Annotated in this window: 18 protein-coding genes and 1 tRNA gene; 3 read left to right on the forward strand and 16 right to left on the reverse strand. The window is 65.0% G+C overall.

Translation table 11 applies throughout. The annotated features are described in order from the left end of the window. Positions 1–52: 52 nt before the first annotated feature. Together AB3147_RS26255 and AB3147_RS26260 are read right to left on the reverse strand one after the other, a co-directional pair. Complete coding sequence (locus AB3147_RS26255) at positions 53–490, reverse strand: carboxymuconolactone decarboxylase family protein (protein WP_175139497.1); 438 nt, start codon at positions 488–490, stop codon at positions 53–55. Positions 491–637: 147 nt separating this feature from the next. Next, positions 638–1,084, reverse strand: coding sequence for a hypothetical protein (locus AB3147_RS26260; RefSeq protein WP_367353385.1), 447 nt, complete (start codon positions 1,082–1,084; stop codon positions 638–640). A gap of 127 nt (positions 1,085–1,211) precedes the next feature. Here AB3147_RS26260 and AB3147_RS26265 point away from each other — a divergent pair, with 127 nt between their 5' ends. Together AB3147_RS26265 and AB3147_RS26270 are read left to right on the forward strand one after the other, a co-directional pair. Continuing rightward, positions 1,212–1,607 carry a SecDF P1 head subdomain-containing protein gene (locus AB3147_RS26265; protein WP_343738564.1) on the forward strand — a complete coding sequence of 132 codons (396 nt, stop codon included), beginning with the start codon at positions 1,212–1,214 and terminating at the stop codon, positions 1,605–1,607. 175 nt (positions 1,608–1,782) lie between these two features. After that, positions 1,783–3,879 carry a PhoX family protein gene (locus tag AB3147_RS26270; protein WP_218342634.1) on the forward strand — a complete coding sequence of 699 codons (2,097 nt, stop codon included), beginning with the start codon at positions 1,783–1,785 and terminating at the stop codon, positions 3,877–3,879. Between the two features lie 99 nt (positions 3,880–3,978). Here the strand turns inward: AB3147_RS26270 and AB3147_RS26275 are convergent, their stop codons facing one another. The 14 genes from AB3147_RS26275 to AB3147_RS26340 all read right to left on the reverse strand — a co-directional run bounded on the left by AB3147_RS26275 (position 3,979) and on the right by AB3147_RS26340 (position 21,665). Continuing rightward, positions 3,979–4,911: a glycosyltransferase family 9 protein gene (locus AB3147_RS26275; protein ID WP_367353386.1), complete on the reverse strand. Its 933-nt coding sequence runs from the start codon at positions 4,909–4,911 to the stop codon at positions 3,979–3,981. Between the two features lie 97 nt (positions 4,912–5,008). Then, positions 5,009–6,217, reverse strand: coding sequence for a pectate lyase family protein (locus AB3147_RS26280; protein ID WP_367353387.1), 1,209 nt, complete (start codon positions 6,215–6,217; stop codon positions 5,009–5,011). Positions 6,218–6,237: 20 nt separating this feature from the next. After that, entirely contained in the window at positions 6,238–8,151 is a 1,914-nt protein-coding gene (locus AB3147_RS26285; RefSeq protein ID WP_367353388.1) for a tetratricopeptide repeat protein, read from the reverse strand. Beyond that, the gene (locus tag AB3147_RS26290) at positions 8,144–9,175 is read right to left on the reverse strand and encodes a sugar ABC transporter (protein WP_175139529.1); all 1,032 of its coding nucleotides are present in this window, start codon (positions 9,173–9,175) and stop codon (positions 8,144–8,146) included. The genes AB3147_RS26285 and AB3147_RS26290 overlap by 8 nt, the downstream gene beginning before the upstream one ends. A gap of 121 nt (positions 9,176–9,296) precedes the next feature. After that, positions 9,297–10,013, reverse strand: a complete 717-nt coding sequence (locus AB3147_RS26295) for a hypothetical protein (RefSeq protein ID WP_056559922.1) — start codon at positions 10,011–10,013, stop codon at positions 9,297–9,299. 9 nt (positions 10,014–10,022) lie between these two features. Next, positions 10,023–11,360 carry an ABC transporter permease gene (locus AB3147_RS26300; RefSeq protein ID WP_175139490.1) on the reverse strand — a complete coding sequence of 446 codons (1,338 nt, stop codon included), beginning with the start codon at positions 11,358–11,360 and terminating at the stop codon, positions 10,023–10,025. A 7-nt stretch (positions 11,361–11,367) separates the two neighbouring features. Beyond that, the gene (locus AB3147_RS26305; protein ID WP_175186603.1) at positions 11,368–12,525 is read right to left on the reverse strand and encodes a polysaccharide biosynthesis/export family protein; all 1,158 of its coding nucleotides are present in this window, start codon (positions 12,523–12,525) and stop codon (positions 11,368–11,370) included. A gap of 43 nt (positions 12,526–12,568) precedes the next feature. After that, positions 12,569–14,626 carry a glycosyltransferase gene (locus AB3147_RS26310; protein ID WP_218342630.1) on the reverse strand — a complete coding sequence of 686 codons (2,058 nt, stop codon included), beginning with the start codon at positions 14,624–14,626 and terminating at the stop codon, positions 12,569–12,571. After that, positions 14,623–17,100 (reverse strand): hypothetical protein, encoded by a 2,478-nt coding sequence (locus AB3147_RS26315; RefSeq protein ID WP_367353389.1) that lies wholly within the window; start codon positions 17,098–17,100, stop codon positions 14,623–14,625. Before AB3147_RS26315 ends, AB3147_RS26310 begins: the two co-directional genes overlap by 4 nt. Positions 17,101–17,138: 38 nt before the next feature. Next, a complete protein-coding gene (locus AB3147_RS26320; protein WP_175139486.1) occupies positions 17,139–18,398 on the reverse strand; it encodes a nucleotide sugar dehydrogenase in 1,260 nt (419 codons plus the stop codon). Between the two features lie 401 nt (positions 18,399–18,799). Beyond that, positions 18,800–19,105 carry a hypothetical protein gene (locus AB3147_RS26325; RefSeq protein WP_239214829.1) on the reverse strand — a complete coding sequence of 102 codons (306 nt, stop codon included), beginning with the start codon at positions 19,103–19,105 and terminating at the stop codon, positions 18,800–18,802. A gap of 26 nt (positions 19,106–19,131) precedes the next feature. Next, positions 19,132–19,208, reverse strand: a tRNA-Pro gene (locus AB3147_RS26330). A 140-nt stretch (positions 19,209–19,348) separates the two neighbouring features. Beyond that, positions 19,349–20,314, reverse strand: coding sequence for an octaprenyl diphosphate synthase (gene ispB / locus AB3147_RS26335; protein WP_063952160.1), 966 nt, complete (start codon positions 20,312–20,314; stop codon positions 19,349–19,351). 181 nt (positions 20,315–20,495) lie between these two features. Continuing rightward, positions 20,496–21,665, reverse strand: coding sequence for a fumarylacetoacetate hydrolase family protein (locus AB3147_RS26340; RefSeq protein WP_367353390.1), 1,170 nt, complete (start codon positions 21,663–21,665; stop codon positions 20,496–20,498). 242 nt (positions 21,666–21,907) lie between these two features. Here AB3147_RS26340 and AB3147_RS26345 point away from each other — a divergent pair, with 242 nt between their 5' ends. Next, positions 21,908–22,666: an IclR family transcriptional regulator gene (locus AB3147_RS26345; protein WP_367353391.1), complete on the forward strand. Its 759-nt coding sequence runs from the start codon at positions 21,908–21,910 to the stop codon at positions 22,664–22,666. Positions 22,667–22,884: the final 218 nt, after the last annotated feature.

The following is a 22,884-nucleotide window of genomic DNA, read 5'->3' on the forward strand; positions in this document are numbered from 1 at the left end:
CTTTCAGTTTTTCCCCAGCTTCAAGGGCGCGCCGGCCCAGTGCCGGGGCGAGTCATCCCTGCTGCGCCTTGAACGCGCCTTCCTCTTCCAGCACCTGGTTGGCCACCTTGAAAGCGTCCAGGCCCGCGGGAATGCCGCAATAGACCGTGGCCTGCAGCAGGATCTCCTTGATTTCCTCGACCGTCACACCGTTGTTCAGCGCACCCTTGACGTGCAGCTTGATCTCGGCGGGCCGGTTCAGCGCCGTCAGCATGGCAAGGTTGAGCATGCTGCGCGTCTTCTTCTCGAGCCCGGGGCGGCCCCAGGTGTAGCCCCAGCACCATTCGGTCGTAATGTGCTGGAACGCCATCATAAAATCGTTGGCGCGCGCGATCGAGCCATCCACATAGTCGGCGCCGAGCACTTCACGGCGCAGTTCCAGACCTTGGTCGAACAGCGCCTGGGTTTCCGCCTGGGTTGGTGTCTGGGTTTTGGGGTCAGCGTCTGCCATGGGATGTTCCTCCGGGATGGTGGCGGCGGAAATCGAAGATCCGCCTGCGGGTGGTCGTTCGGCCGATTGTGGGCGCGCGGCATCCCGCCCGTCAAATCCGGCAGCTTCACGCAAAACGAGGAAGGGTTGATGACGCCGGCGCGCGGTTTACAGCGAATACCGGTAGTCGCAGTTCAACGTGGCTTGCAGCGGCGCCGGATAACCGCTGGCCGCCTTGCCGCCGGGACGCGGACCCAGCAGCCGGGCCTGGAACGTGCCGGCCATGTCGCCATCAGCCGTCTTTTTCACGGCCACGGTGGACGGTAACGCGTACAGCGTCAGCGCCTGTCCATCCGTCGGCGCGATCAGCGTGAACACCGACTGCGGGAAATTGGCGACGACATAACCGGGCGCCTCATCCGACGTGAACGACAGCGTGGCCGTCGCATAGGTCAGCGTCAGCGCCAGTTCTTCGGAAGACGGCGAAGGAATGTCGCCCTTCAACGCCACCTTGCCGCTCTCTGATATGCACGACAGCGATGCAGGCGCGGAGCCGGCCTGCGCGGTACCGGCCAGCAGGGCGATGGACAACAGACAGGTGGCGCGTGCAATCATGGTCACTCCTCACCGGCGCCAGCGTGGCGCACGCCGGCAAAATTTCGTCAGGAATATATCAGACGGTCATCCCCGTCTGCCACGATCCGTATAGGATGGAGCGTCGTCCATCAGAAGGAGCGTCCCCATGCCATCAATGCGACATCCTGTTCTGGCCAGCGCACTGGCCGCGGCGCTCGCCGCCGCCCTGCCCTTCGCCGCCCACGCCGAGTCCGTCACCCTGCAGGTCGAGCAGGTCACGCCCGGCGCCGATCCGCACACGAACGCGCGCGTCGTCGACATCAAGCTCAAGCCTGACAGCGTCAAGACGCTGGCGGATTTCACGCGCGAACGCGTGGGCCAGCGCGTGCAGTTCCGCGCAAACGGCATTCTGCTGTCCTCGGCCACGCTGATGAGCCCGCTGGACGGCGATAGCCTGCGCATCACCGCAGGCGAGCATGGCTTTGCGGGCAAGTCCGCCGAGGAAATCGCGCAAGGCATCATGAAGGACGGCGCGCTGACGATGGACGACGAAAACCGGTAAGCACGCCCGCCCCTTGCAGCCACAGGCTGACGCTCGCGCACGCGGCGTCAGCCTTTTGTTTTGGACAAGATGGCGCAGGCGCAACAGGTTTCAGTCATCTGTCATTAACCTTTCATTTCGGACTTCTAGTATTGCTCGTCCCCATCGGGCATCAGACCCAAAGCCAGGAGTTCAAATGAGCAAGTCCATCTCCGACAAGACCGTCCGCAATCCCAGCAAGAGCACCCCGTTCAGCGAGATTCTCGAAAAGAACATGTCCCGCCGCATGGTGATGCGCGGCGGTATCGCCGCTGCGTTCGCGACGATGACCAGCCTCGGTCTTGCCGGCTGTAATGGCAGCGACGACGATGACGACGATGCCGGCAACGGTGGCCAGAACCCCGCGCCGGAACAGCCCGGCACGGAGACGCCTCCGGCGCCGGCCCCGGTCAAGCTGGGCTTCGAGTCGCTGCCCACCTCCATGACCGACGCCTGTGTCGTGCCGGCCGGCTACATCGCCCATGTGTTTGCACCGTGGGGCACGCCGTTCAACGACAACGCGAATCCGTGGGACCGCAACGGCAACAACAGCTCGACTGACTTGCTGAACTCCACCGGCATGCACCACGACGGCATGCACTTCTTCCCGATCAACGGCAGCTCCACCGAGGGCCTGCTGGCGGTCAACCACGAATACATCGACCAGAAGGCGCTGCACCCGAACGGCGCGACCACCGTCGCCGGCAAGCGCCCCATCGAGGAAATCCGCAAGGAAATCAACGCGCACGGCGTCGCAATCCTGCACGTTCGCCTGGAGAACGGCCGCTGGACCATCGTTCACAACTCGCGCTACAACCGCCGCTTCACGTCGGCCACGCCGATGAAACTGGCCGGCCCCGTCGGCGGCACGGACTGGGTCAAGACCCCGTACTCGCCCAACGGCACGATGGTGCGCGGCACCAACAACAACTGCGGCAACGGCTACACCCCGTGGGGCACGTACATCACGGCCGAAGAAAACTGGGCCGCGTGCTTCGTGAACACCGGCACGCGTCCCGCGCACCAGCAGCGCGTCGGCGTGCCGAACGACAAGGGCCGCTACGAATGGGAAACGGGCGCCAACGACCCGCTGGAAGTCCAGGGCGAATTCGCGCGCTTCAACATCACCGAGACCGGCGCCGACTTCACGCAGGACTATCGCAACGAGGTCAACGGCTTCGGCTACCTGGTCGAAATCGATCCCTACAACGAGAACAGCATTGCCACCAAGCGCACCGCGCTCGGCCGCTTCGCGCACGAAGGCTGCGCCTACGGCCTGCCCGAAGCCGGCAAGCCGCTCGCCTTCTACAGCGGCGACGATTCGCGCTTTGAATACATCTATCGCTTCGTGTCGGAAGCCGTGTGGGATCCGAAGGACGCCGAGCGCACCGATCGTCTCGCGGTGGGCGCGAAGTACCTGGACAAGGGCACGCTGTACGTCGCGCGCTTTGACGCCGATGGCACGGGCCAATGGATCGCGCTCACCGGCACGACCGTGGGCGCCGGCGGCCGCACGCTGGCCGATGAGTTCGGCAGCCTCGAAAACATCATCATCAACACCCGCGGCGCCGCGGACTTCGTCGGCGCCACGCCGATGGACCGCCCGGAATGGACGGCCACGCACCCGACCAACGGCGACATCTACCTGACGCTGACGAACAACTCCAGCCGCAACGCCAGCCGCGGCACCAACCCGGCCAATCCGCGCCTGAACAACGTCAACGGTCACATCGTGCGCTGGCACGACGAGCCGGGCTCGACCAAGTTCAAGTGGGACATCTTCGTGTTTGGCTCCGACGCCGGCGCCGACGCCGACACCAACCGTTCCGGCCTGACCACGCTGAACCAGCTGGCCAGCCCGGACGGCATCGGCATCGACCCGCGCGGCATCCTGTGGATCCAAACCGACAACGGCATCGACGGCGGCCGCAACAACAACGTGGCCAAGGCGACCAACGACCAGATGCTGGCCGTGATTCCCGGCGCGCTGGCCGACAGCACCGGCACGGGCCCCGCCATCAACGCGACCAACCAGGCCGACCTGCGCCGCTTCTTTGTCGGCCCGAACGAAGCCGAAGTCACGGGCTTTGCCTTCACGCCGGACTACACCAGCATCTTCCTGAACATCCAGCACCCGGTGAACTGGCCGGCCTACGACACGGAAGATGCGACCACCGCCACCACGGGCGTCGTCCGCCCGCGTTCGTCGACGGTGGTGATCCGCCGTGCCGACGGCGGTCCGATCGGGGTGTGATGACAAGTCATCCGGGGTGACCCGCTCACCCTGAACGCCGAAAGACAACAGCCACCCGGATCGGGTGGCTGTTTTTCATTGGCGGGCCGCGTGAGACTGCTATCGGGCCAGCACCGCCATGCACGCCTCGAACACGCGCCCCGGATGAATCGAATTGATCGCTTTCGATCCTGCTTCCGGCACGACGTCGCGGGTGTAATCGCGCGCCCAGAACCATTCGGGATTCGATTCGTTGAACACGCCCACGTAGGGCACGCAAAGCCCCTGCGCGATATGCGAAGGGCCGCAGTCGTTGGAGACGATCAGTCGGGCGTCCTGCATCAGTGCGACCAGCTCGGCCACGGAGCGGGAGCACTCCAGGCGGAAGTCCGGCCGATTCATGTCTTTCAGGCGCTGGCGCTCGGCCGCTTCGGCCGGACCCAGGACAAACGTGAAATTGGCGGTGCCGCCCAGCCGCGCCTGCAGCAGGTCGGCCAGCGCAACATAATGATCCAGCGACCACCGCTTGAACTGCCCGGCGCCGCCGCCCGGAATCAGGACGATGTCTGCCGGCTGCACCTTGCCCGCACAGGGTCGGCCGATTTCGACGAAGCACTGGCGCGCAATCGCTTCGGGATCGTGTTCCTGCAGCGTGGCCAGCAACCGCAGGTTTGCCAGGCCGATGTATTCGCGGATGTCCTTGGCATGGGAGTGCGTCCAGACGCAATCGCCGAGCCGGCGGTTGCTGAAGCCCAGCCGCAACTTGGGCCGGCGCAGCAGGTTGATGAGCGCAAAGCGCTCGCTGGAATGATGCAGCGTCAACGACGCGCTGGCGCGTGGGGGCAGCGCCTTGACCTGATCGCCGAATGCTTCTGCGCGGACGAACTGATCCACCCATGGCAGCTGCGTATAGAAGGCCTCCACGTCAAACCGCGAGACAACGCGGACACGCTTGTCCGGCCACAGTTTCTTGACCTGGTACAGCGCAGGAAACGCCACGATCTGGTCGCCAAAGCGTGCTTTGTTACGAACGAATACGACGATGTCGGACATGGTTCCTCACCTGATGAAATCACGCAAGAAATCCTGATTTCTTGTAGAAATGCGCACAATCAGAAAACTCCGAAATCAACGCGTGGACGAGCATACCTCAGCCCGGGCAACCCGCGCCGGTGCGCGTTGCCGGCAAGGGCGTATCGCCCGACGCATTACCGGCAAATTTGCGAATCTTCTCGGCCAGCTCGGGCGTCGCTTTCTCGTAGCCGTAGCAGTAAGGCGGCGTCGGCGCCGACTCGGGGCGATAGTCCTTGAGCACCGGCTTGGCATCGCCCAGATACAGGTTGTCCTTCAACCGCAGAAAGGCCTTGAAATCGCGGGTGTAGCCGTGATCCGCCTTGCGCTTTTCATAGGCGCCGCGATCGGAGTCGCCGTTGTCCAGTGCGCTGCGTGCCGGCGCAATCGGGATGTAGCGGCAGTAGTTGACGTTGATGCCTTCCACCGTGGGGTAGAACTCGGGCTCGACGCACTTGCGCTGTGCGTCGTTGTTGAAGATGTTGCCTTCGACCAGCGCCTTGGCCTCCAGGCTGAAACTCATGCCGTAGAAGTCCCAGTTTTCGAGCAGGTTATTGAACAGGTGGAAGGTGCCGAACTGCGCGCGCGGATTGCGCTGCACGGTGTTGAAGAAATAGTTGTGATGCAGCGTCACGCGCGCAATCGAATCGCGCTCGTAGTTCTGGAAGAGATTCTTGGACGTGATGTTGTTCAGCAGCATGACCTTGTTCGAGTTGTGGAACTTCGTCCACGAGATCGTCACGTCGGTCGAGCCGTTCTTCACGTTCAGCAGGCGGTCCGACATCTGCGACAGGTCCATGTGGTCGACCCACACATCGCGGCTGTCGTTGGCCACATTCACGGCCTGCGTAAGCCGCGTGAGCCGCCCGTCGATTGTCAGATGCGTCAGGATGACGTTCTTCGCGCCGTACACGCCCAGGCCGTCGTCGATCAGGGCGACACGCTTGCCGCGGCCGTCAATGGTCGTGTTGGACGGCACGCGCAACTGCGACTTCAGCACGATCGTCATGTCGGACGCGAAGCGTATCCACGCCGGTCCCTTGCGCGCCTGTGCCAGCGCGGCGCGCAGCGTACCGGGTCCGGCGTCCTGGTCCGAAGTCACCTCGATGAACTTGCCGCCCAGACCGCCCGTGGCTTTGGCGCCATATCCTTCGCGCTGCGCCAGCAAGCTGGCTACGAACGGGCAGTGTTCATCGGGCGCCGCGCATTGCCCGCTTGCTGCCGCTGCCCCGCCATACAAGCCGGCCAGCGTCAGCAGCCACACCATCACTGTCTTTCGTAGTCGCATCGCAACCGCTCCCTCAAATTTCACGCGGACGGATCCGCCGCCGTCACATGGCGCCAGATGCCGCCGCTCAACCGCAGGTTCTCCGGCGGGCCGGCAAGATGCTCGCGCAGCCGTTCAAAGTACGCCTTTTGCCAGCGCTGCGCGTACGCGTCCGCGTCCTCGCCGGGATTGGCGGCCGGCAGCATTTCCAGCGTGTAGGCCACCTGCCCGTTCTCCCAGCGGGGCGCGTAGAACACCGACGGCACGCCCATCCGGTGCGCCAGATGCGCCGCGAATCCGGAATACGTGACGTCCTGGCCTTCGAAAGTCGTGCGCGGCGCGGCGGGATTCGCCGCGCCGTCGATGGCCAGGCACAGCACAAAGCCCGAGTTGATCGCGCGCATGCAGGCCTTGGCGACCTGCGCCTCGGTCTGGTCGGCCGTCGAGATCAGCGCCTCGGCGTAACTGCTGCGGGCGATGCTGGGCGCCGACGCCAGCCAGCGCGACGGAATGCCGACCAGTTCCAGCGCCATCAGGCCCGCATACATCGGCCCGACGTGGGCAGTGGCGACCACGACGCCGCGGCCAGCGGCAAGCAGCGGCGCGAAGAAGCGCTCGCCGGTATCCAGCTCACCCAGCATGGCCATCGCTTCTTCGACGCGCTCCTCGCGGCATTCGAGCCAGTCGAACAGCAGATGGTCGATCATGTGGCCCCATCGCGCGCGGCGTTCCCACGTCGCGCGATCGATGCTGGTGTCGCCGCGCATCGACCAGGCCCAGTCCAGCCGCGCCTGCGGAATCGGCGCGGTGTCGAGTTGTTCTTCCATGCGCGCCAACGCTTCCTGGAAGGTCTCCGGCAGCCGCGCGCCACGCTTGGCGACGTATTGCTCGAACAGCGCCTCGGCCTCTTCCTTGCGCCCGGCCTGCGACAGCGCGCCAATGGCGGACCGCTGCCACAGCAAGTTGTCCGGCGACTTCTTCAGCAGGAACATCATCTGCTCGGCCGCCGCGTCGTACTGCAAGGTGTAGCGCAGCGCGCGGGCATACAGGCCCCGCGTCTGCTCAAGATCCGGCGCCAGTTCGATGGCGCGCGCCAACGGCGCCACGGAATCCTTGTAGCGTCCGGCGCGCAGCAGGGTTTCGCCGTGCAGCGTCAGCAGCCGCACGTCATCGGGCGCGGCCTGCAGGCCGGCCTCGAAGTGCGTCAGCGCATGGGTCTTGCGATCGTCTTCGGTGCCGCGCCGCAGATGCGCCAGCCCCAGCGACGATCGCAGCGCCGCGCAATCCTGGCCCGCGCGCAGCGCGCCGTCGCCCAGACGGATTGCAGCCGCAGTGCGGCCGTCGGCCAGCAATGCGCGTACCGCCATCGTCGCCACGCGTTCATTGGGCAGCTTGTCCGGATCCAGCGACGCCGCGATGCCAGAGGCTTCGGCGACGTCCCCATTGCGCACGAAGGCCATCATCCACGCATAAGCGTCTTCGGGCGCGCTCTGCGCCAGCGGCAGGGTCGTGCGGGCGACTTCCGCCGCCTCGGGCACGCGTCCCGCCTGCACACGCATCTGGATGCGCGCGGCATGCAGCGACGCATTGCCGGGCTCGATGCCGGCGGCGGCATCGGCTTCGGCGATCGCCCTGTCCCACTGCTCCAGGCGGCCGAGCAGACTGGCGAGCAGGCGCCTGTCGTCCACCCGCGTGGGGTACACCGCGACAAGCGTTTCCAGCGCCGCGATGGCAGAGGCCAGCTTGCCCTCTTTCACGTCGGGCGAGACCAGCAGCCGCCGGACCTCGCGCCAGCCGTCCTTGGCCGGGCGCAGCGCCGGTTCCAGCGCGGCCATGCCGCTCGCCGGGTCTGCCGACGCGCGGATCTGTCCGATGACCTCGCGCAGGCGCGCCGTGGCGTCCTGCGGTTCGGCGCCGGTGTCCGGCCGGCGGCTTTCAATGACCGTATCAACCATGACGCAGCCCCCTCAACAAAGCCATCGCGACGCGAGCGATGAACATGAGCACAAATCCCAGTGCCAGCGCTTGCAACAGCAGGATGCCGGTGCGCGGGCTGCTGGGCCGATCCGTCGGCACCGGCTGCGCGATGATCGACAGATACCGCTGCAGGCGCAGCGCGTCCGTCATCGCCTGCTGGTACGACTGCTGCGCCAGCGTCAGGTTGGAATCCGCAAACACCTGGGCATTGCGCAGCGCCTCGTATTCCTTCAGTTGCTTGGCTTCCGTATTGCCGTCGCCGCTCAGGCGCTGGCGTACGGATGCAAGCCGCTTTTTCAGGGCCGCCACCTGCATCTGCGCGGGCTTGAGCATGAAATGGTCCTTGTTATCCAGCGCGCGGATCTTGTCCAGGTTGATCTGCGCGGTGCTCAGCTCGCCTTCAAGCTGGCTGGACAGGTTCAGCAGCATCGACACCGTCGCGCTGGGGTCGATGTTGCCGTGCTTGGTGCGCCACGTGGTCAGCGCATCGCGCGCCGCCAGCGCCTTTTCCTCGGCAAACTTGACCGACTCTTCGCTCACCTTCAGCTTGTCGGCAACGCCCTTCTCGTTCATCGAACTGACGAACTGCTCGGCCAGGCCGATCAGCTCCCGGGACAGCGTGGCCGCGTCTTCCGACGAGAACGCGCTGACGCGCAGCACGTCGATCTGCTCCAGCGCGTTGAACGACACGTGCACCGACGCCTGATAGGCGCGGTACAGATCGTCTTCGCTGGAATCCTCGGCCAGGCGGTTGAACGGGTCCAGCCCATCGTTCATCAGGTAGCGGCGCAGGCCGACCTTCTTGTCCAGCTGCTGCATGCTGTCGCGCGACTTCAGAAAGTCCGCAACTGCCCAGCCGTCGACGAATCCGCCGAGCATGCCGCCCGAGTTGCCCGTCGTGAGCAGGCTGGCGGCCGCGCCGCCGCCGCCCTGCTGGCCGGATGCCGACTGCACGAAGAACCGCGACTCCGCCTCATAGCGCGGCGTGGCGACGATCAACAGGTAGATCACCGCCAGCACCACCGGCACCAGCACGATCACCGCGTTGATCCAGCGATGGCGGCGGCGCTCGCGCAGGGCCGACTGCCGTTCGCGGCGGCGGCGTTCGATCTCGGATCCGCCGTCAGAACCCGAGTTGGCCTTCGTCGAAGCCGCCTCCGAGGACGTCGTCGCCTGTGCCGGAGTCGCTCCGTGATCGTCGCGGGGGATACCTGCGGAGGCACTGGTCGAGGTCGTCGTCGATGCTGAGCGCGCTTCGTTCATAGATCAAGCCTTTGAAGCAATAATCCGCCAACTGATTCTGGCGATAACTGGAAAAAATGAGTGTCCGGCCGACCAGGCGCTCTTCAAAAAGCGCCAGCCATAGCCGGGTGAAACGGCAGGGCTCGAAGGGGATGCTCCCTTCGATCACGTAGACATCGAACGCGGGCGCCAGTGCCAGCGCGAACGAAAACTCCTGCCGCACATAAAGCGGCCAATGCTCCATGGGCTTGGCCAGCATCTTCGGATCGCTGATCAGGTCCGCGACCAGTTCATACGTGGCGTCGGGGTCGATCTCGTACATTTCGCTGACGAAATCGATCATGGACAGCCCGCTGGCCTTGCCGCGGATGAAGCCCTGCCGGCCGATCGCCCACGACACATTGCCGTCGTGCTTGACGAAGCCCTGCCGCGGCGGACGCAGACAGCACAGCACGTCCACGAGCTGGCGGTGCATCTCCGGCGCGGGCGACAGCAGCGCATAGCGCCCCGCCGGGATGTCGAGCGTAGCGTTGGCCAGCAGCGGCTGCCTGCTGCCGAAGGAATAGGGTTCGTCGGTTACGCCATTGAGATGGATCATCTTTCACCCTCACATTGGCTGAACGTTGGGACGGGCCAGGCGCTCTGCCACCAGCGCGATCACCATCATGAACACCAGCGAGGTCAGGAAGTAACCCAGGCTGGCATCGTGCGACTCGTACGCATGGAAGTACGCCGAGCGCAGCAACTGCATGCCGTGCGCCAGTGGCGACCACAGCATCCACGGCCGCAATTGCTCGGGAAACTGCTCCGACACGAAGAACACCGCCGCGAAGATCTGCAGGAAGCGCTCGATGATCGGCGCCAGTCGCAGGAAGAAGTGCCAGTAGGTCGCAATCGACCCGAACAGCACCCCCATCGCCGCGCCCGCCACGCCCATCAGGACCACAAAAAGAATGAAGCCGGCCCAGCTCTTGGGCAGCGTGATGAGCCCGATCGCGTGGCCCGCGGTGATCAGCACCCCAAACACCACCACATACACCGATACGTAGATCATGGCCTGCACCAGCGCGCACATCAGCGGCGTGACGCCCTGAAAATTCAGCAGGCCGCGTGCCGAGACATACGCCGTACTGCTGCGGAACGCGATCTGACGGAACATGATCCAGGTCGTCGCGCCCAGCAGCGAGAACGTCTGCACGTCCATCCCCAGGATGTAGTGCGTGCCCATCAGGATGTACAGCGACGAAATCAGGGTCAGCAGCACGACAGGGCCGACCAGCGCCCACACCAGCGCGATGCGGCTTTCGCCGTGCATCACGCGCAGCTGGTAGATGAACATCGCCATCAGCGTGCGGCCGATCGGCCGATGGCCGGCGGTGTCCTCCGAATGCCCCTTATGCAGGGAGCGCAGCCGGTCGCGCAGGATCGCGAGATCACCCGCTTCGCTCTGCGCAACCTCGATCTCCAGCGCGATGTCATTGCGTGACGCATGGCGGCGCGCTTCACGCGCCTCGTCCTGCTTGCGACGTTCCACGCGGCGGGCATGCGCGACCGCCAGCCGCTCATCCTCGGCCACCAGCTTGGCCGGCATGTAGCCCGGCGCAAACACCTCGACGCCCGCGCGGATGTCCTGCTCCAGCAGGCGCACGATGATGCGCAGGCGCCGCCGTGAGAAGTCCGCCAGGGTCTCGTCGACCTGGCTGCGCACGATCTCGGCGTCCAGCTCCGCCTGCACGGCCTCGTACACCGCCCGCCGCGCCGCGACGGAGTCGTGCGGCTCGCCCTGCAGGCGGGCCAGCAGCGGCTTGAACAGCACGCCCGGCGGAGCCTTGGCTTCGAACAGCGCGGCCGGATCCAGCCGCCAGTTGGCGACGCCAGACCCCACCGTGTAGCTGTTGTCCTTCCGGCGCGAGCGCCAGCCCTTTATCCGATCCTCGTTGCTCATGGACGCGTTATTGGGCAACGCCGGTCGAACCGCCGCCCGAATCGCTGTCGATGGCTCGCGTGGCACTGAAGCCGGCGCTCATCGTGACGCGGAAGGCTGACAGCACCTTCTGCACCTGCGTGAACGGCGCGTCCGAGATGTAGATGGCCTGTCCTTCATGCACCGTGAACTCGCGGGCCAGCGCCACCTGCTCCGGCCGCGTGAGGTCGAACTGGTACACGACGGGCAGCAAGTCCGGCTTGCCTTCGGCCCCCGCTTGCGCGGGCGTGAACAAGAACACCGAACGCGGATCGGCCAGCTTGTCGTCCAGGCCGCGCGAGTCCGCCAGCGCGTCCAGCACGCTGTAATTGCGCTTGCTGATTTCCACGCGGCCCTGCTGGCCGGCCGCGCCCAGCACGGTCAGGAATTCCTTGGCGTCGTAGGCGGTGATCACATCGCCCGAGCGCAACAGGATGTCGTTGTTCTGGTTGCGGTAGATGTCGGCCAGCCGCACCGAGGCCACCTGGCTGTCGCGGCGCAGGCTGATGATGAGTTGTTCGGGGTTGGTCTGCACGGGCGCGGCCTGCGCCAGCGCGCTGCTCAGGCGCTGGGCGGTCTGCGTGATGGGGTACATGCCGGGCTTGGTCAGGTTGCCCTGCACCGTCACCATCTGCCCGCGCGCGTCGGCCGCGCGCGTGACGCTGACGTCGGCGCCGACCACGAGCTTGCTCAGCCGCGCCACGATGGCGTCATGCAACTGGCCGAGCGTCAGGCCCTCGGCGCGGAACTTTCCGATGATGGGGAACGTAACGTTGCCGGCACTGTCGATGTCCTGGTTACCCAGATCACTGACGCCGGACGGGTCCGCGGCGAACACGCCGAGACCACCGCGTTCCCACACTTTCACGTTGATGCCGTCACCCGGCACCAGCTTGTCGAAACCTGCCTGCGTCAGATCGCGGTAGCGCACCGGAAAGTCCGCCACATCGGGCACCCGGCTCTTTCGCGCGAGTTCGCGCGACACGGGCATCACGATGACGTCCTTGTCATCGTGAGCCCCTGTCATTTCGCTAAGCATCGGGCCGGACCGTGGGAGCTGGCAACCCGTGAGTGTCAGCGCTGCAAGCAGCAGCATGGCAAGCGTCGCATGGCGCCGCGCGCCCAGGGCCGGGACGTTCATTAGCATAGGTTCCTTCAACTTCAGCACTTTTAAAAAGAGCAACTGCCCGTCACGCCTGCATCAGGCGCTTGGGCGCAACATCAATGCGCTCGTCGTTCTCGGACTCGGTCATGGCGGGCATGCAGATGCTCATGAACTTCGTAAGCATCGCGTCCAGCGAGAACAGCTTCTGCGCCCGCTGGCGGCTATTTGCCCGCATGTCCGCATTGCTGCGCACCTGGTCCACCATGTTCAGGACCTTCTCGCAGGCCTCGTGCATGTCGGGATGATCCACGCAGCTGAGCAGGTGGCCCGTCTCGTCCTCGACAAAGCACTCTTCCGCGCCGCCGGCCGGCGTGGAAATCACCGGCACACCCAGCAACTGGGCCTCGATCAGCACATTCGGCAGGCCTTCGTAGCGCGACAACAGCACGCTGGCGTCCATCTTCGAATACCAGAAGCCCACGTGATTCGACAGCCCCACCAGCAACAGGCGCTCCAGCACGTCGTGCTCCAGCGCCAGCGCCTCGATGTTCTCGCGCAGGCGTCCGTCGCCCACGAGGAAAAAGCGCGCCTGGGGCCGTTCCTTCAGGTAAAGCGCCGCCAACTTGATGAAGAGCTGCGGACGCTTGTCCGGCTCCAGGCGGAACACGCCGCCGATCGTCTCGGTGGCGTCCTTGGTGCGCTCGTGGAAGGCTTCCCACTTGGCCTTGTCGGCGTCCGAGGCATCGGTCGCCAGATCCGGCACGCCGTTGTACAGGATGTGGAAGCGTTCCAGCGGCAGGTCCAGCCACTCGGCGTACGCTTCCGCGGCCTTGCGGCTGTTGCTCACGAACACCACGCCCGGCACGAGGGCCAGCGCCTGAAACAGCTCGGGATACTCTTCGCGGAAACGGTCTTTGCGGATGTTCGGGGGCAGGCCGCGGAACACCAGGTGGATCGTCGGCGTGCCGGCCAACAGCGCCGCCAGGGCGCCAAAGAGGCACGTGCCGTCCTGCCACAGGCTGACCACGTCGAAACGGTTGGCGCGCAGCACCGGCGCCAGGCGCGTCACGCCGTAGTGAACCGGCGGAGGCAGCTGTTCCAGCAGGCGGCCCAGGTGGCCTTCCGGCACGGACTGGTGCGCCACCGAGATGGCCGGCAGGCGGTTGATCTCCGTGACCGGAATCTGCGCCTTGATGAGCACCGGCAGGAAGAAGTCGTCCTGTTTCTTGGGCGACCCGGACGGCTCGGTGTGCTGCTTGACCAGCACCTCGACCTTCTTGGGCCGCATCAGGATGTCGGGCGGCTGCAGTTCCGGCGACGCGGCCAGGCGGGTCAGCTCGCCCGCCAGACGGGTCAGCTGGCGCTCGGCGCCGCCCGGTCCCAGGCTGCCGGTGACCAGCGCCACCGACACGGGCTTGTCCGGCGTGTTTTCGGCGATCTTGCGGTTGCGGAAGTGCAGGATCGCGTGCTTCATCGACACGATGCGCACGTCCTTGCCCGCCAGCGACTCTTCGGATTCGAAGCGCTGATAGAACGCGTAGTCACTGGCCAGCCCCTCGGCCAGTTCGGCCGCCTTGCTGCCGGGCGTCAGGTGCTTGGCCACGGGCGCGATCGCGTCCCACGCGTCGGCCAGGAGGCCGCGCTTGCGCAGGCGCTTGGCGAACTCCACGCGCATGTTGCGATCCGTGTGCTGCGAGATCAGACGCCGGAACAGCGCGTCCGACTGCTCGTGCGCGCGGATGTCGCTCAGCAGCTTCGCCCGCGCAAACAGGCGGTCCGGATTCGTCGTCTCGGCCGGCAGGTGACGGTCGACCAGCGCCATGGCTTCGTCCAGGTGCCGTTCCTTCACCAGCCGCGTCGCGCAGTAGCGCACGATCTGCAGGTCATCCGGGCACTCCTCGAGCAGCGTGGCCCACTGCTCGGCCATGCCCTCGTTCAGGCCCGCCGACTCCTGCAGGCGGAGCAGGAGGAAGCGGACCTTCGAGTCTTCCATGTGATCGCGGGCAAGCTGCTTGGCCCGCGCCAGGTTGTCCTGAGCGACTTGAACCCGCCCCGATGCCGCAACGATTTCCTCCAACTGCGCTTGAACTTGCTGAAGATCGGACTTGGCGTCCACTCGCTCGGTTATCAGAGGGGGATTCATGCTGCCTTTCTCCGGTTGATCTTCTCGATCCAGACAAGGCAGCGCTCGATGTAGTGGTCGTACTGCGCCGGGTTCTCGGAACGTTCCTGCAACTGCTTCCAGTACGGCAGAGCTTGCTCGAAGCGGTGCAGACGCATGGCGCCGACCGCGGCCAGGCGCAGGCCGATGGGATCATCCGGCACCAGCGACACGATGCGTTCGCCCAGCGCCAGGCGCTCGGTCGTGCTGGACGGTTCCAGGGCGCGCGCTTCGGCGTACAGATAGGCCAGGATGCGGCGCTTTTCGTGGTCCACTTCCGGCATGCCTGGCCACGACTGCGCGACGCGGTCCAGCAGCTTCCAAGCGGCCTGATGATCGCCGTTCGACAGGATCTCGCGAGCGCCACGGATGGCGCGCGGGCCGAGCCGGCCGAGTTGGCGTTCGGCTTCGTCCTTGGCGCTTTGATCGGCGCCCGAATGACCCAGCACATCCTTGTACGCGTCGATCGCTTCACCGAACCAGCCGCCATTGAAGGCAACGCGGGCAAAGTGCAGCTTGGCGCTGAACGGGGCGGCATCGCCGGCCGCGGCCACTTCCAGGTGACGCATCGCCGTCTTCTTGTCGCCCAGCGCGTCAGCCGCGCGGCCACGCATGGCGTGCAGTTCGGGGAAGTCCACGTTGGTGTCGATGGCCAGGTTGGTCAGGTCGATCACTTCCTTGTGGTTGCCGGCCACCAGCGCGGCACGCACGCCAAGGCGCATGGCGCGTTCGAACGCGCGCTGTGCACGGGCGCCGGCCAGCGCGTCGGGGTTGAGCAGACGATGCGCGCAGATGCGTTCGGCGGCGTCGCGCAGACGTCCTTCCTCCAGCGCGCGGTTGCCTTCTTCGGCCCACGTCGCGGACTGCGATTGCAGCCATGCGCTGATCTCTTCGTTCTCGCTCTTGCCCAGGCCGCAAGAGGCTGCCAGCGTTGCCGCGGCCATGATGCAACCGCGCCACGAGGCTTCCTTGACCAGCTCCAGCGCGTCGCCCTCTTCCAGCTTGGGCTGTTCGCCGGCCAGGTCGCGCAGTGCGTCGCGGTCGCCTGCCAGCAGGCGGTCGCGCCACAGCACGGCAAAGCCGCGGCCGTAGTTCGGGATCGCCGCGCGCACTTCGTGCACCCAGCGGATCGCCGCTTCCATGTCGCCACCCGTCTGCAGCAGGGACAGCACCGTGTCGGCCGCTTCCACCGCCATCGTGTCGGTCGGTTCGGAGATGCGGAACAGCTGCTTCCAGTTGCCCAGGCTTTCGTCCACATAGCCCAGGTGGCCGGCGGACACCGCCGCAATGCGGACGATTTCCGGCGTTTCGATCTCGTCACCCAGCAGGCCTGCGGCTAGCGAGTACGCCACGTCGTAGCGGCCCAGCTTGAACTGGTTGCGCATCAGGATCTGCTCGGCCTTGCTGCCCGAGGACAGCGCATCGGCGCTGCCCAGAAGGGCCAACGACCCCTCGTAGTCGCCCAGTTCTTCCTGAATGCGCGCGAAGAGCACCACGTGATCCGGCAGGCTGGGGTAGCGGCGCAGCACATCGCGCACGCGGCGCGAGGCTTCGCGCAGCTCGCCCGAGTCCCACAGCTTCTCGATGCGTTCGACGCTTTCTTCCGCGCCCAGCTTGGGCACCGAGACCTGCGGGGTCGAGGAGCTCATGCGCGGACGGATGAAGTTCTTGTACCAGTCGGTGTACAGGCGCTCGGCGAAGGCCGGCGTGTAGTGGGTCAGGTCCAGCCCGCCGTCTTCCATGGCGTCGGCCTGGCCCAGCTTGTTCATCAGCGGGGTCGGGTCATAGCACGGCACGCCGATGCGCTGCGCGGCGGCGGCAATGGCGGCGATCAGCTGCTGACGCTGTTCGATCGGCACGTTGTCCGGCGTGTGGGCGTTGACGTGGGTGACGAACACGACCTTGTCGCGGCCCAGCAGCTCGACGAGCTGGCGCATCTCCTGCTCGATCTCCTCGTCCGTCTGGTCGCGCTTGACGACGCGGGCGAGCAGGTCGCGGTCTTCAGCGTTCAAGCTCTTGAAGACCGGATCCTGATCCAGCTGCGCGCGGCGTTCGGCCAGGCGGTCGGCCACGGCCATCGACCAGAACGCGCGGGTGCGGGCGCGGTCGGCAAAGAATTCGCTGAAGTAGCGGACCAGGTAGTTGGACTGGATGGGGTGGCCGTCGATCGTGAGCAGCTTGCGCGAGGACAGCTCGACCATGTACAGGTCAGCCGGCTTGTGCGTGCCTTGGCGAGCCTGCTCGCCATTGGACGGACGGAAGATCAGGCGCTGCACGTCGGCCGGGATGTCGCTCTGGCTGAACATGAAGCGCGCCTGCTGGAGGGCTTCGGCGGCCGTGTGCACGAATCCGTAGTTGCGGCCGAGCTGAAGTTTGATCGGGTAGCGGCCCACGGCATCACGCAGGGGCGTGTGGATGCGGCAGGTTCCGATGGGAGCGATGGTAAATGCGGTCATTCAGGGTCTCTCCTGTATTGATGGATTACGAGCCTGAACTAGAGAGTCCAGTACAAAAGGTCGGCCGGGAGGCGCTTGGCATCCAGCACCGACTTCAAGTCGCAGACCATGCCGCCGTTCTTGACGAGCTGCGGCAGGTCTTCCCAGATGGTTTCCATGGTTTCGCGGTGCGGCACCGCCAGGATCAGGACGTCCATGTCGCGGAAGTCGCCGCGGTCGACGAGCTTGATCCCGTACTCGTGCTCCATCTGCTCCGGATCGACCATCGGATCGCACGCAACCGGCGTGATGCCGTACTGGCCAAGCGCGTGGTACAGATCGACGATCTTCGAGTTGCGGATGTCGGGCACGTTTTCCTTGAAGGTCATGCCCAGGATGCCGACGCGGGTGTTGGCATTCAGGCGGCCGTTGCGTGCAAGCTGCTGCACCAGGCGCGAGGCGACGTGCGCGGCCATGCCGTCGTTGATGCGGCGGCCGGACAGGATGACTTCAGGGTGATAGCCCAGTTCCTGGGCCTTGGACGTGAGGTAGTACGGGTCGACACCAATGCAGTGGCCGCCCACCAGTCCGGGCGTGAACTTCAGGAAGTTCCACTTGGTGCCGGCGGCCGCCAGGACCTCCGAGGTGCGGATGCCGACCAGATCGCAGATCTTGGACATCTCGTTCATGAGCGCGATGTTGATGTCGCGCTGCGTGTTCTCGAGCACCTTGGCCGCTTCGGCCACCTTGATCGAGGAGGCGCGATGTACGCCCGCGTCGATGATCTGCTCGTACACGCCGGCAATCACTTCCAGCGATTGCTCGTCCTGGCCGGACACGATCTTGACGATCTTCTCCAGCGGATGCTCCCGGTCGCCCGGGTTGATGCGCTCGGGGCTGTAGCCCAGCTTGAAGTCGACGCCGGCGCGCAGGCCGGATGCCTTCTCAAGTTCCGGGCCGCAGATTTCCTCGGTCGCGCCGGGGTGGACGGTCGACTCGAAGACCACGATGCAGCCGGGGCGCAGCACGGGGCCGATGGCCTGGCACGCCCGAACCAGCAGGGAAAAGTCGGGATTGTTTTTTTCGTCGACGGGCGTCGGGACAGCCACTACGAAAAAGTCGCAGCCTTCCAGTTCGGACAACTGGTCGGTGAACTGCATGGGGGAGGCAAGCAATACGTCGCGTTCGATCTCGCCAGTCCAGTCATCACCCTCTTTCAGCCGTGCGATTCTCCGCTTGTCCACGTCAAAGCCGATGACATCAAAGCGCCTGGAAAATGCCACTGCCACGGGCAGGCCGACATATCCAAGGCCACACACTGCGATTCTCTTTACCACGGGGGACCTCACTGTTTTCGTCGTGTCGCAGACACTAGAAATCGACGCCCCGAAGCGAGCACTTCGACATGAAATCGAAATACCCTTGCCATATAGGGGCGGACGTATTGCTAAAAATGAATTTGGCTCGGTACCCGGTTAACTATCCGGTTGGCGAGCCTGGGCATCGTAGAGGGGTCGCGCAGCAAACTTTTTTCTAAATATTTTTATTGCTGCGGAAATAAATCAGGACAACCCGTAATAAACCCGGGAAATCCCTAGAAAAATTACATTCATTACACAAACCGCAACATGAGACGGTCGTTTCATGTAATCAAATATGAAAAGACGTTTTTCTTGGTCTGGTTTAACCAAACTGAAAAATCATTATCCAGATCAGTAGCTTATTTAGTAATTGCGTCAGGCAATATAAAAAAGATGCACCAAACTGGATCAGCACGCACCATTATCAGCACGAGACATGCCTGGGTTTTCATCGGCCGGTAATAAATGGCCGGGCGGTGGACAACATGGCAGACAACAGGTGGTTGTGCGATACGCGGCGCTTCTTGCCAATGCGCTTCCTGCAATGCACTTCTTGCAGCGCACCTCTTGCATTGCACTTCTTGTAAAAACAATCCGCGCAAATGCAAAAAAGCCGGCAGCGCTTGCGCGATACCGGCTTTCAGCCAAAAGGTGTCGGGAAACACCTTCTTGAATTCTCGACCACATGAAGTGGTCGGGGCGAGAGGATTCGAACCTCCGACTCCTGCGTCCCGAACGCAGTACTCTACCAGGCTGAGCTACGCCCCGATCTTGACTACTCATTTAGCGGTGCTCAGACCCACTAAACGTTTCACTGCACTTTCTTTACTGCTTTTTCGCTTCAGGCTGCCTGATCACTCAGACCACCGGTTGGTACAACCTCAGTGAATTTCCAACCGCCTTTTTTGCTAGCGATCTCTATTCACCGCGAAAGCGCAGAATTCTAACAGAGAATTTTGAAAAGGGGAAATGGGGTAGATCGAAAGGGCTTCACGGGCCCGATCTGCCTCGGCCACGGCGGCCAGGCGGGCGTGTTCCAGCGCGTCCGTGGCCTGGATGGCGGCGGCCACGGCAGCGAAGTCGGCGTCGCCCGTCTTGATGGCGTCGCGGATCAGTTGCTGTTGTTCAGGCGTACCCACTTCCATGACACGGATCAGCGGCAGCGTGGGCTTGCCTTCGCGCAGGTCGTCGCCGACGTTCTTGCCCAGCGCGGCGGCGTCGCCGCTGTAGTCCAGGACGTCGTCGACCAGCTGGAACGCGGTGCCCACGTGGCGGCCATAGGCGGCCGCGGCGGCTTCCTGCTCGGGCGTGGCGCCCGCCAGCACGGCGCCCACCTGAGCGGCGGCTTCGAACAGCTTGGCGGTCTTGTAGCGCACCACCTGCAGGTAGCGCTCTTGCGAGACGTCCGGGTCATGCACGTTCAGAAGCTGCAGCACCTCGCCCTCGGCGATCACGGTGGTGGCTTCGGACAGGATGCTCATGATGCGCATCGAGTCGGCCTCCACCATCATCTCGAACGACCGCGAATACAGGTAGTCGCCCACCAGGACGCTGGCCGCGTTGCCGAACACGGCGTTGGCGGTTTCGCGCCCGCGGCGCAGGTCGGACTCGTCCACCACATCGTCGTGCAGCAGCGTGGCCGTGTGGATGAATTCCACGACGGCGGCCAGCAGTTGATGATGGGTGCCTTCGTAGCCCAGGGCGCGCGCCACCATCAGCACCATGGCCGGGCGCATGCGCTTGCCGCCCGCTCCAATGATGTAGTCGCCGATCGTGCGGATCAGAACCACATCGGAATTCAGCCGCTCGCGGATAACCGCATCGACGGCTTTCATATCGTCAGCTATGGGGGCAATGAGCGCGGGGAGATTCAAGACGTATCCGACAAGTGTGAAGCGAGCCGCGTGACGGCTCTTACCGCTGGGCCCGCCAGCGGTCGGCGGGGGATTCGACCGTGGATTATACGGGGAGTGCGCGGGAATTCCGGGCGCGCATGCCGCAAGCGGCAAGGCCCGGCGCCGCGGGCCCTGCCCCGGGTCGGATCCAGCGGCGGGCTCAGCGCCCGTACGGCAGCAGCCCCCGCGCGGCCAGGTTGGCGTAAAGCGCGCGCACGCCAAACGTCCAGGGCGGGATTTCGGTGGCCAGTTGCACTTCATTGACCAGTGCGCCCAGGCGTTCCGAGGCGATGACGACCCGGTCGCCGGTCACGTGGGTGAAGCCGGTGCCAGGGCCCTTGCGGTCCTTGGAGGGCGAAAACATGGTGCCCAGGAACAGCATGAAGCCGTCGGGATACTGATGGTGCGCACCAAAAGTCTGGCGCACCAGGTCCAGCGGATCGCGGCTGATTTCGCGCATGTGGCTGACACCGTCCAGCTCGAACCCGTCGGGGCCTTCGATGCGCAGCGAGACGTCGGCATCGCGCACGCTGTCCAGCGTGAAGGCGCCATCGAACAGCCGGATGAACGGACCGATGGCGCAGGACCCGTTGTTGTCCTTGGCCTTGGTCAGGAGCAGCGCGCTGCGGCCTTCGATGTCGCGCAGGTTCACGTCGTTGCCCAAGGTGGCGCCCACCACTTCACCCCGGCTGTCGACCGCCAGCACGATCTCCGGCTCGGGGTTGTTCCACTGCGATTCCGGCAGCACGCCGATCCGCGCGCCGAATCCCACCGAGGCCATGGGCGGTGTCTTGGAAAAGACTTCAGCGTCGGGGCCAATGCCCACTTCCAGATATTGCGACCACTGGCCCCGCTCGATCATTTCGGCTTTCAGGCGGATGGCTTCGGGCGATCCCGGGCGCAGCCGGGACAGATCCGAGCCGATCAGCGCCTGCATCCGCACGCGGATTTCCTCCGCGCGGCCGGCGTCGCCGCCCGCCTCTTCCTCGATCAGGCGTTCCAGCAGACTGATGGCAAAGGTGACGCCCGCTGCTTTCACGGGCTGCAGATCGCACGGCGCCAGCAGGCGCGGGCCGTCGGCGCCTTGCAGCGTGGCCGCCATGAGGGCGCGCGCATCGCCCAGGGATTCGCCCTTGGCCTCGCGCGCCACGGCCACGCGGTCGGGATGGTCCAGCAGGTCGGATACGGTCGGCGCCGTGGCGGTGATATCGATCACCTCGCCCGCACGGACAACGACCACGCTGGGTCCGCCGGCAGGATCGGGGCGCCAGACGCGGCCCACCAACAGGGCGTCGGGCAGGTCGGCGGGCAGCAGGGTGTTGTCGTTCATGGTGTCTCCTCGCGTGATGCCCGTCCGGGTGGCGGGCGCGTGATTGTTTTGCGCCGGGTTACCGTCCGGGCGTCGGTGGCACGGTCGCATGAGTGGCCGGCCGGCATGGCAGCCCGACACGCGCAATCCATGCGGCATGAGAATCCCCGCAACGCGGCACACCCATCGGCATGGCGAACCAGTCTAGGAGACTTCATTTATCATGTCCAACATCTTGCTTTTACGTCCAACCTATTGGAATCATGGCTGCCGATTACGACGTCCCCGCCATCCGCCGCACCCACGACATCCTGCGCGTGCTGTCGGGCCGCCCCACGCCGGTCAAGGCCGCCGAACTCGCGCGGGCCTGCGAGATGCCCAAGAGCACGCTGTACCTGCTGCTCGACTGCCTGGAGCAACGCCGATGGGTCGAACGCCAGGACGGCGGCTACATCATCGGACTGGAATTGATGGCGCTGGGCGCCGCCTACCTGCGGCACGATGGTCTGCAAGCGGCCTTTCACCACTCGGCCGCCGCCTTCGTGGACCGCTGCAACGAGGTCGTGCAACTGGCGGCGCTGGATGGCTTTGACGTGGTGTACCTGGCGCGGGAAGATGCGCGCCGGCCCGTGCGCCTGGTGTCGGACCTGGGCTTGCGGCTGCCCGCACATGCCTGCGCGCTGGGCAAGGCGCTGCTTGCCAGCCTGACGCCCGAAGAACTGGCCGTCCGGCTGCCCAAGACCCTGCCCCGCGTCACCGACCGCACGATCTCGGACGCCGCGCACCTGCACCGCGAGCTTGAAGAGGCCCGCCGGGAGGGTCTGGCCCAGGACCGGGAGGAAGTCGCCACCGGCCTCGTATGCTTTGCGGCCTTTGTCGGCGTGACGCCGCTGGGCAAGCGGGTCGCGGTCAGCACGTCCATCCCGACCGACCGGCTGGACGACGCCCACCGGCAAGCGGCCATGGACGGCATCCGCCGGGTGGCGCGCGACATCGCGCTGCGCGTGATCCCCGCTGTCTGAAGCCTTCACGCCACACCTAAGCCCTTAGCCTGCAACAGCTTTTTGACTTTCCAAAAGTCCCAGGCTAATATCTCGGATTCGGTCAGCAATGGCCGAATTACGTCGGTTGTTCGTGTATGCCACCTGACGCCCTGGTCAGCCCTGAATCTTCGGGCATTTGGCAAGGACGGTTCAGCAAGGCACCCTAGCCCAGCAGGGCAGGCCACACGAACGAACCC

The organism is Achromobacter animicus (assembly GCF_040775605.1).
Taxonomy (GTDB): domain Bacteria; phylum Pseudomonadota; class Gammaproteobacteria; order Burkholderiales; family Burkholderiaceae_B; genus Achromobacter; species Achromobacter animicus.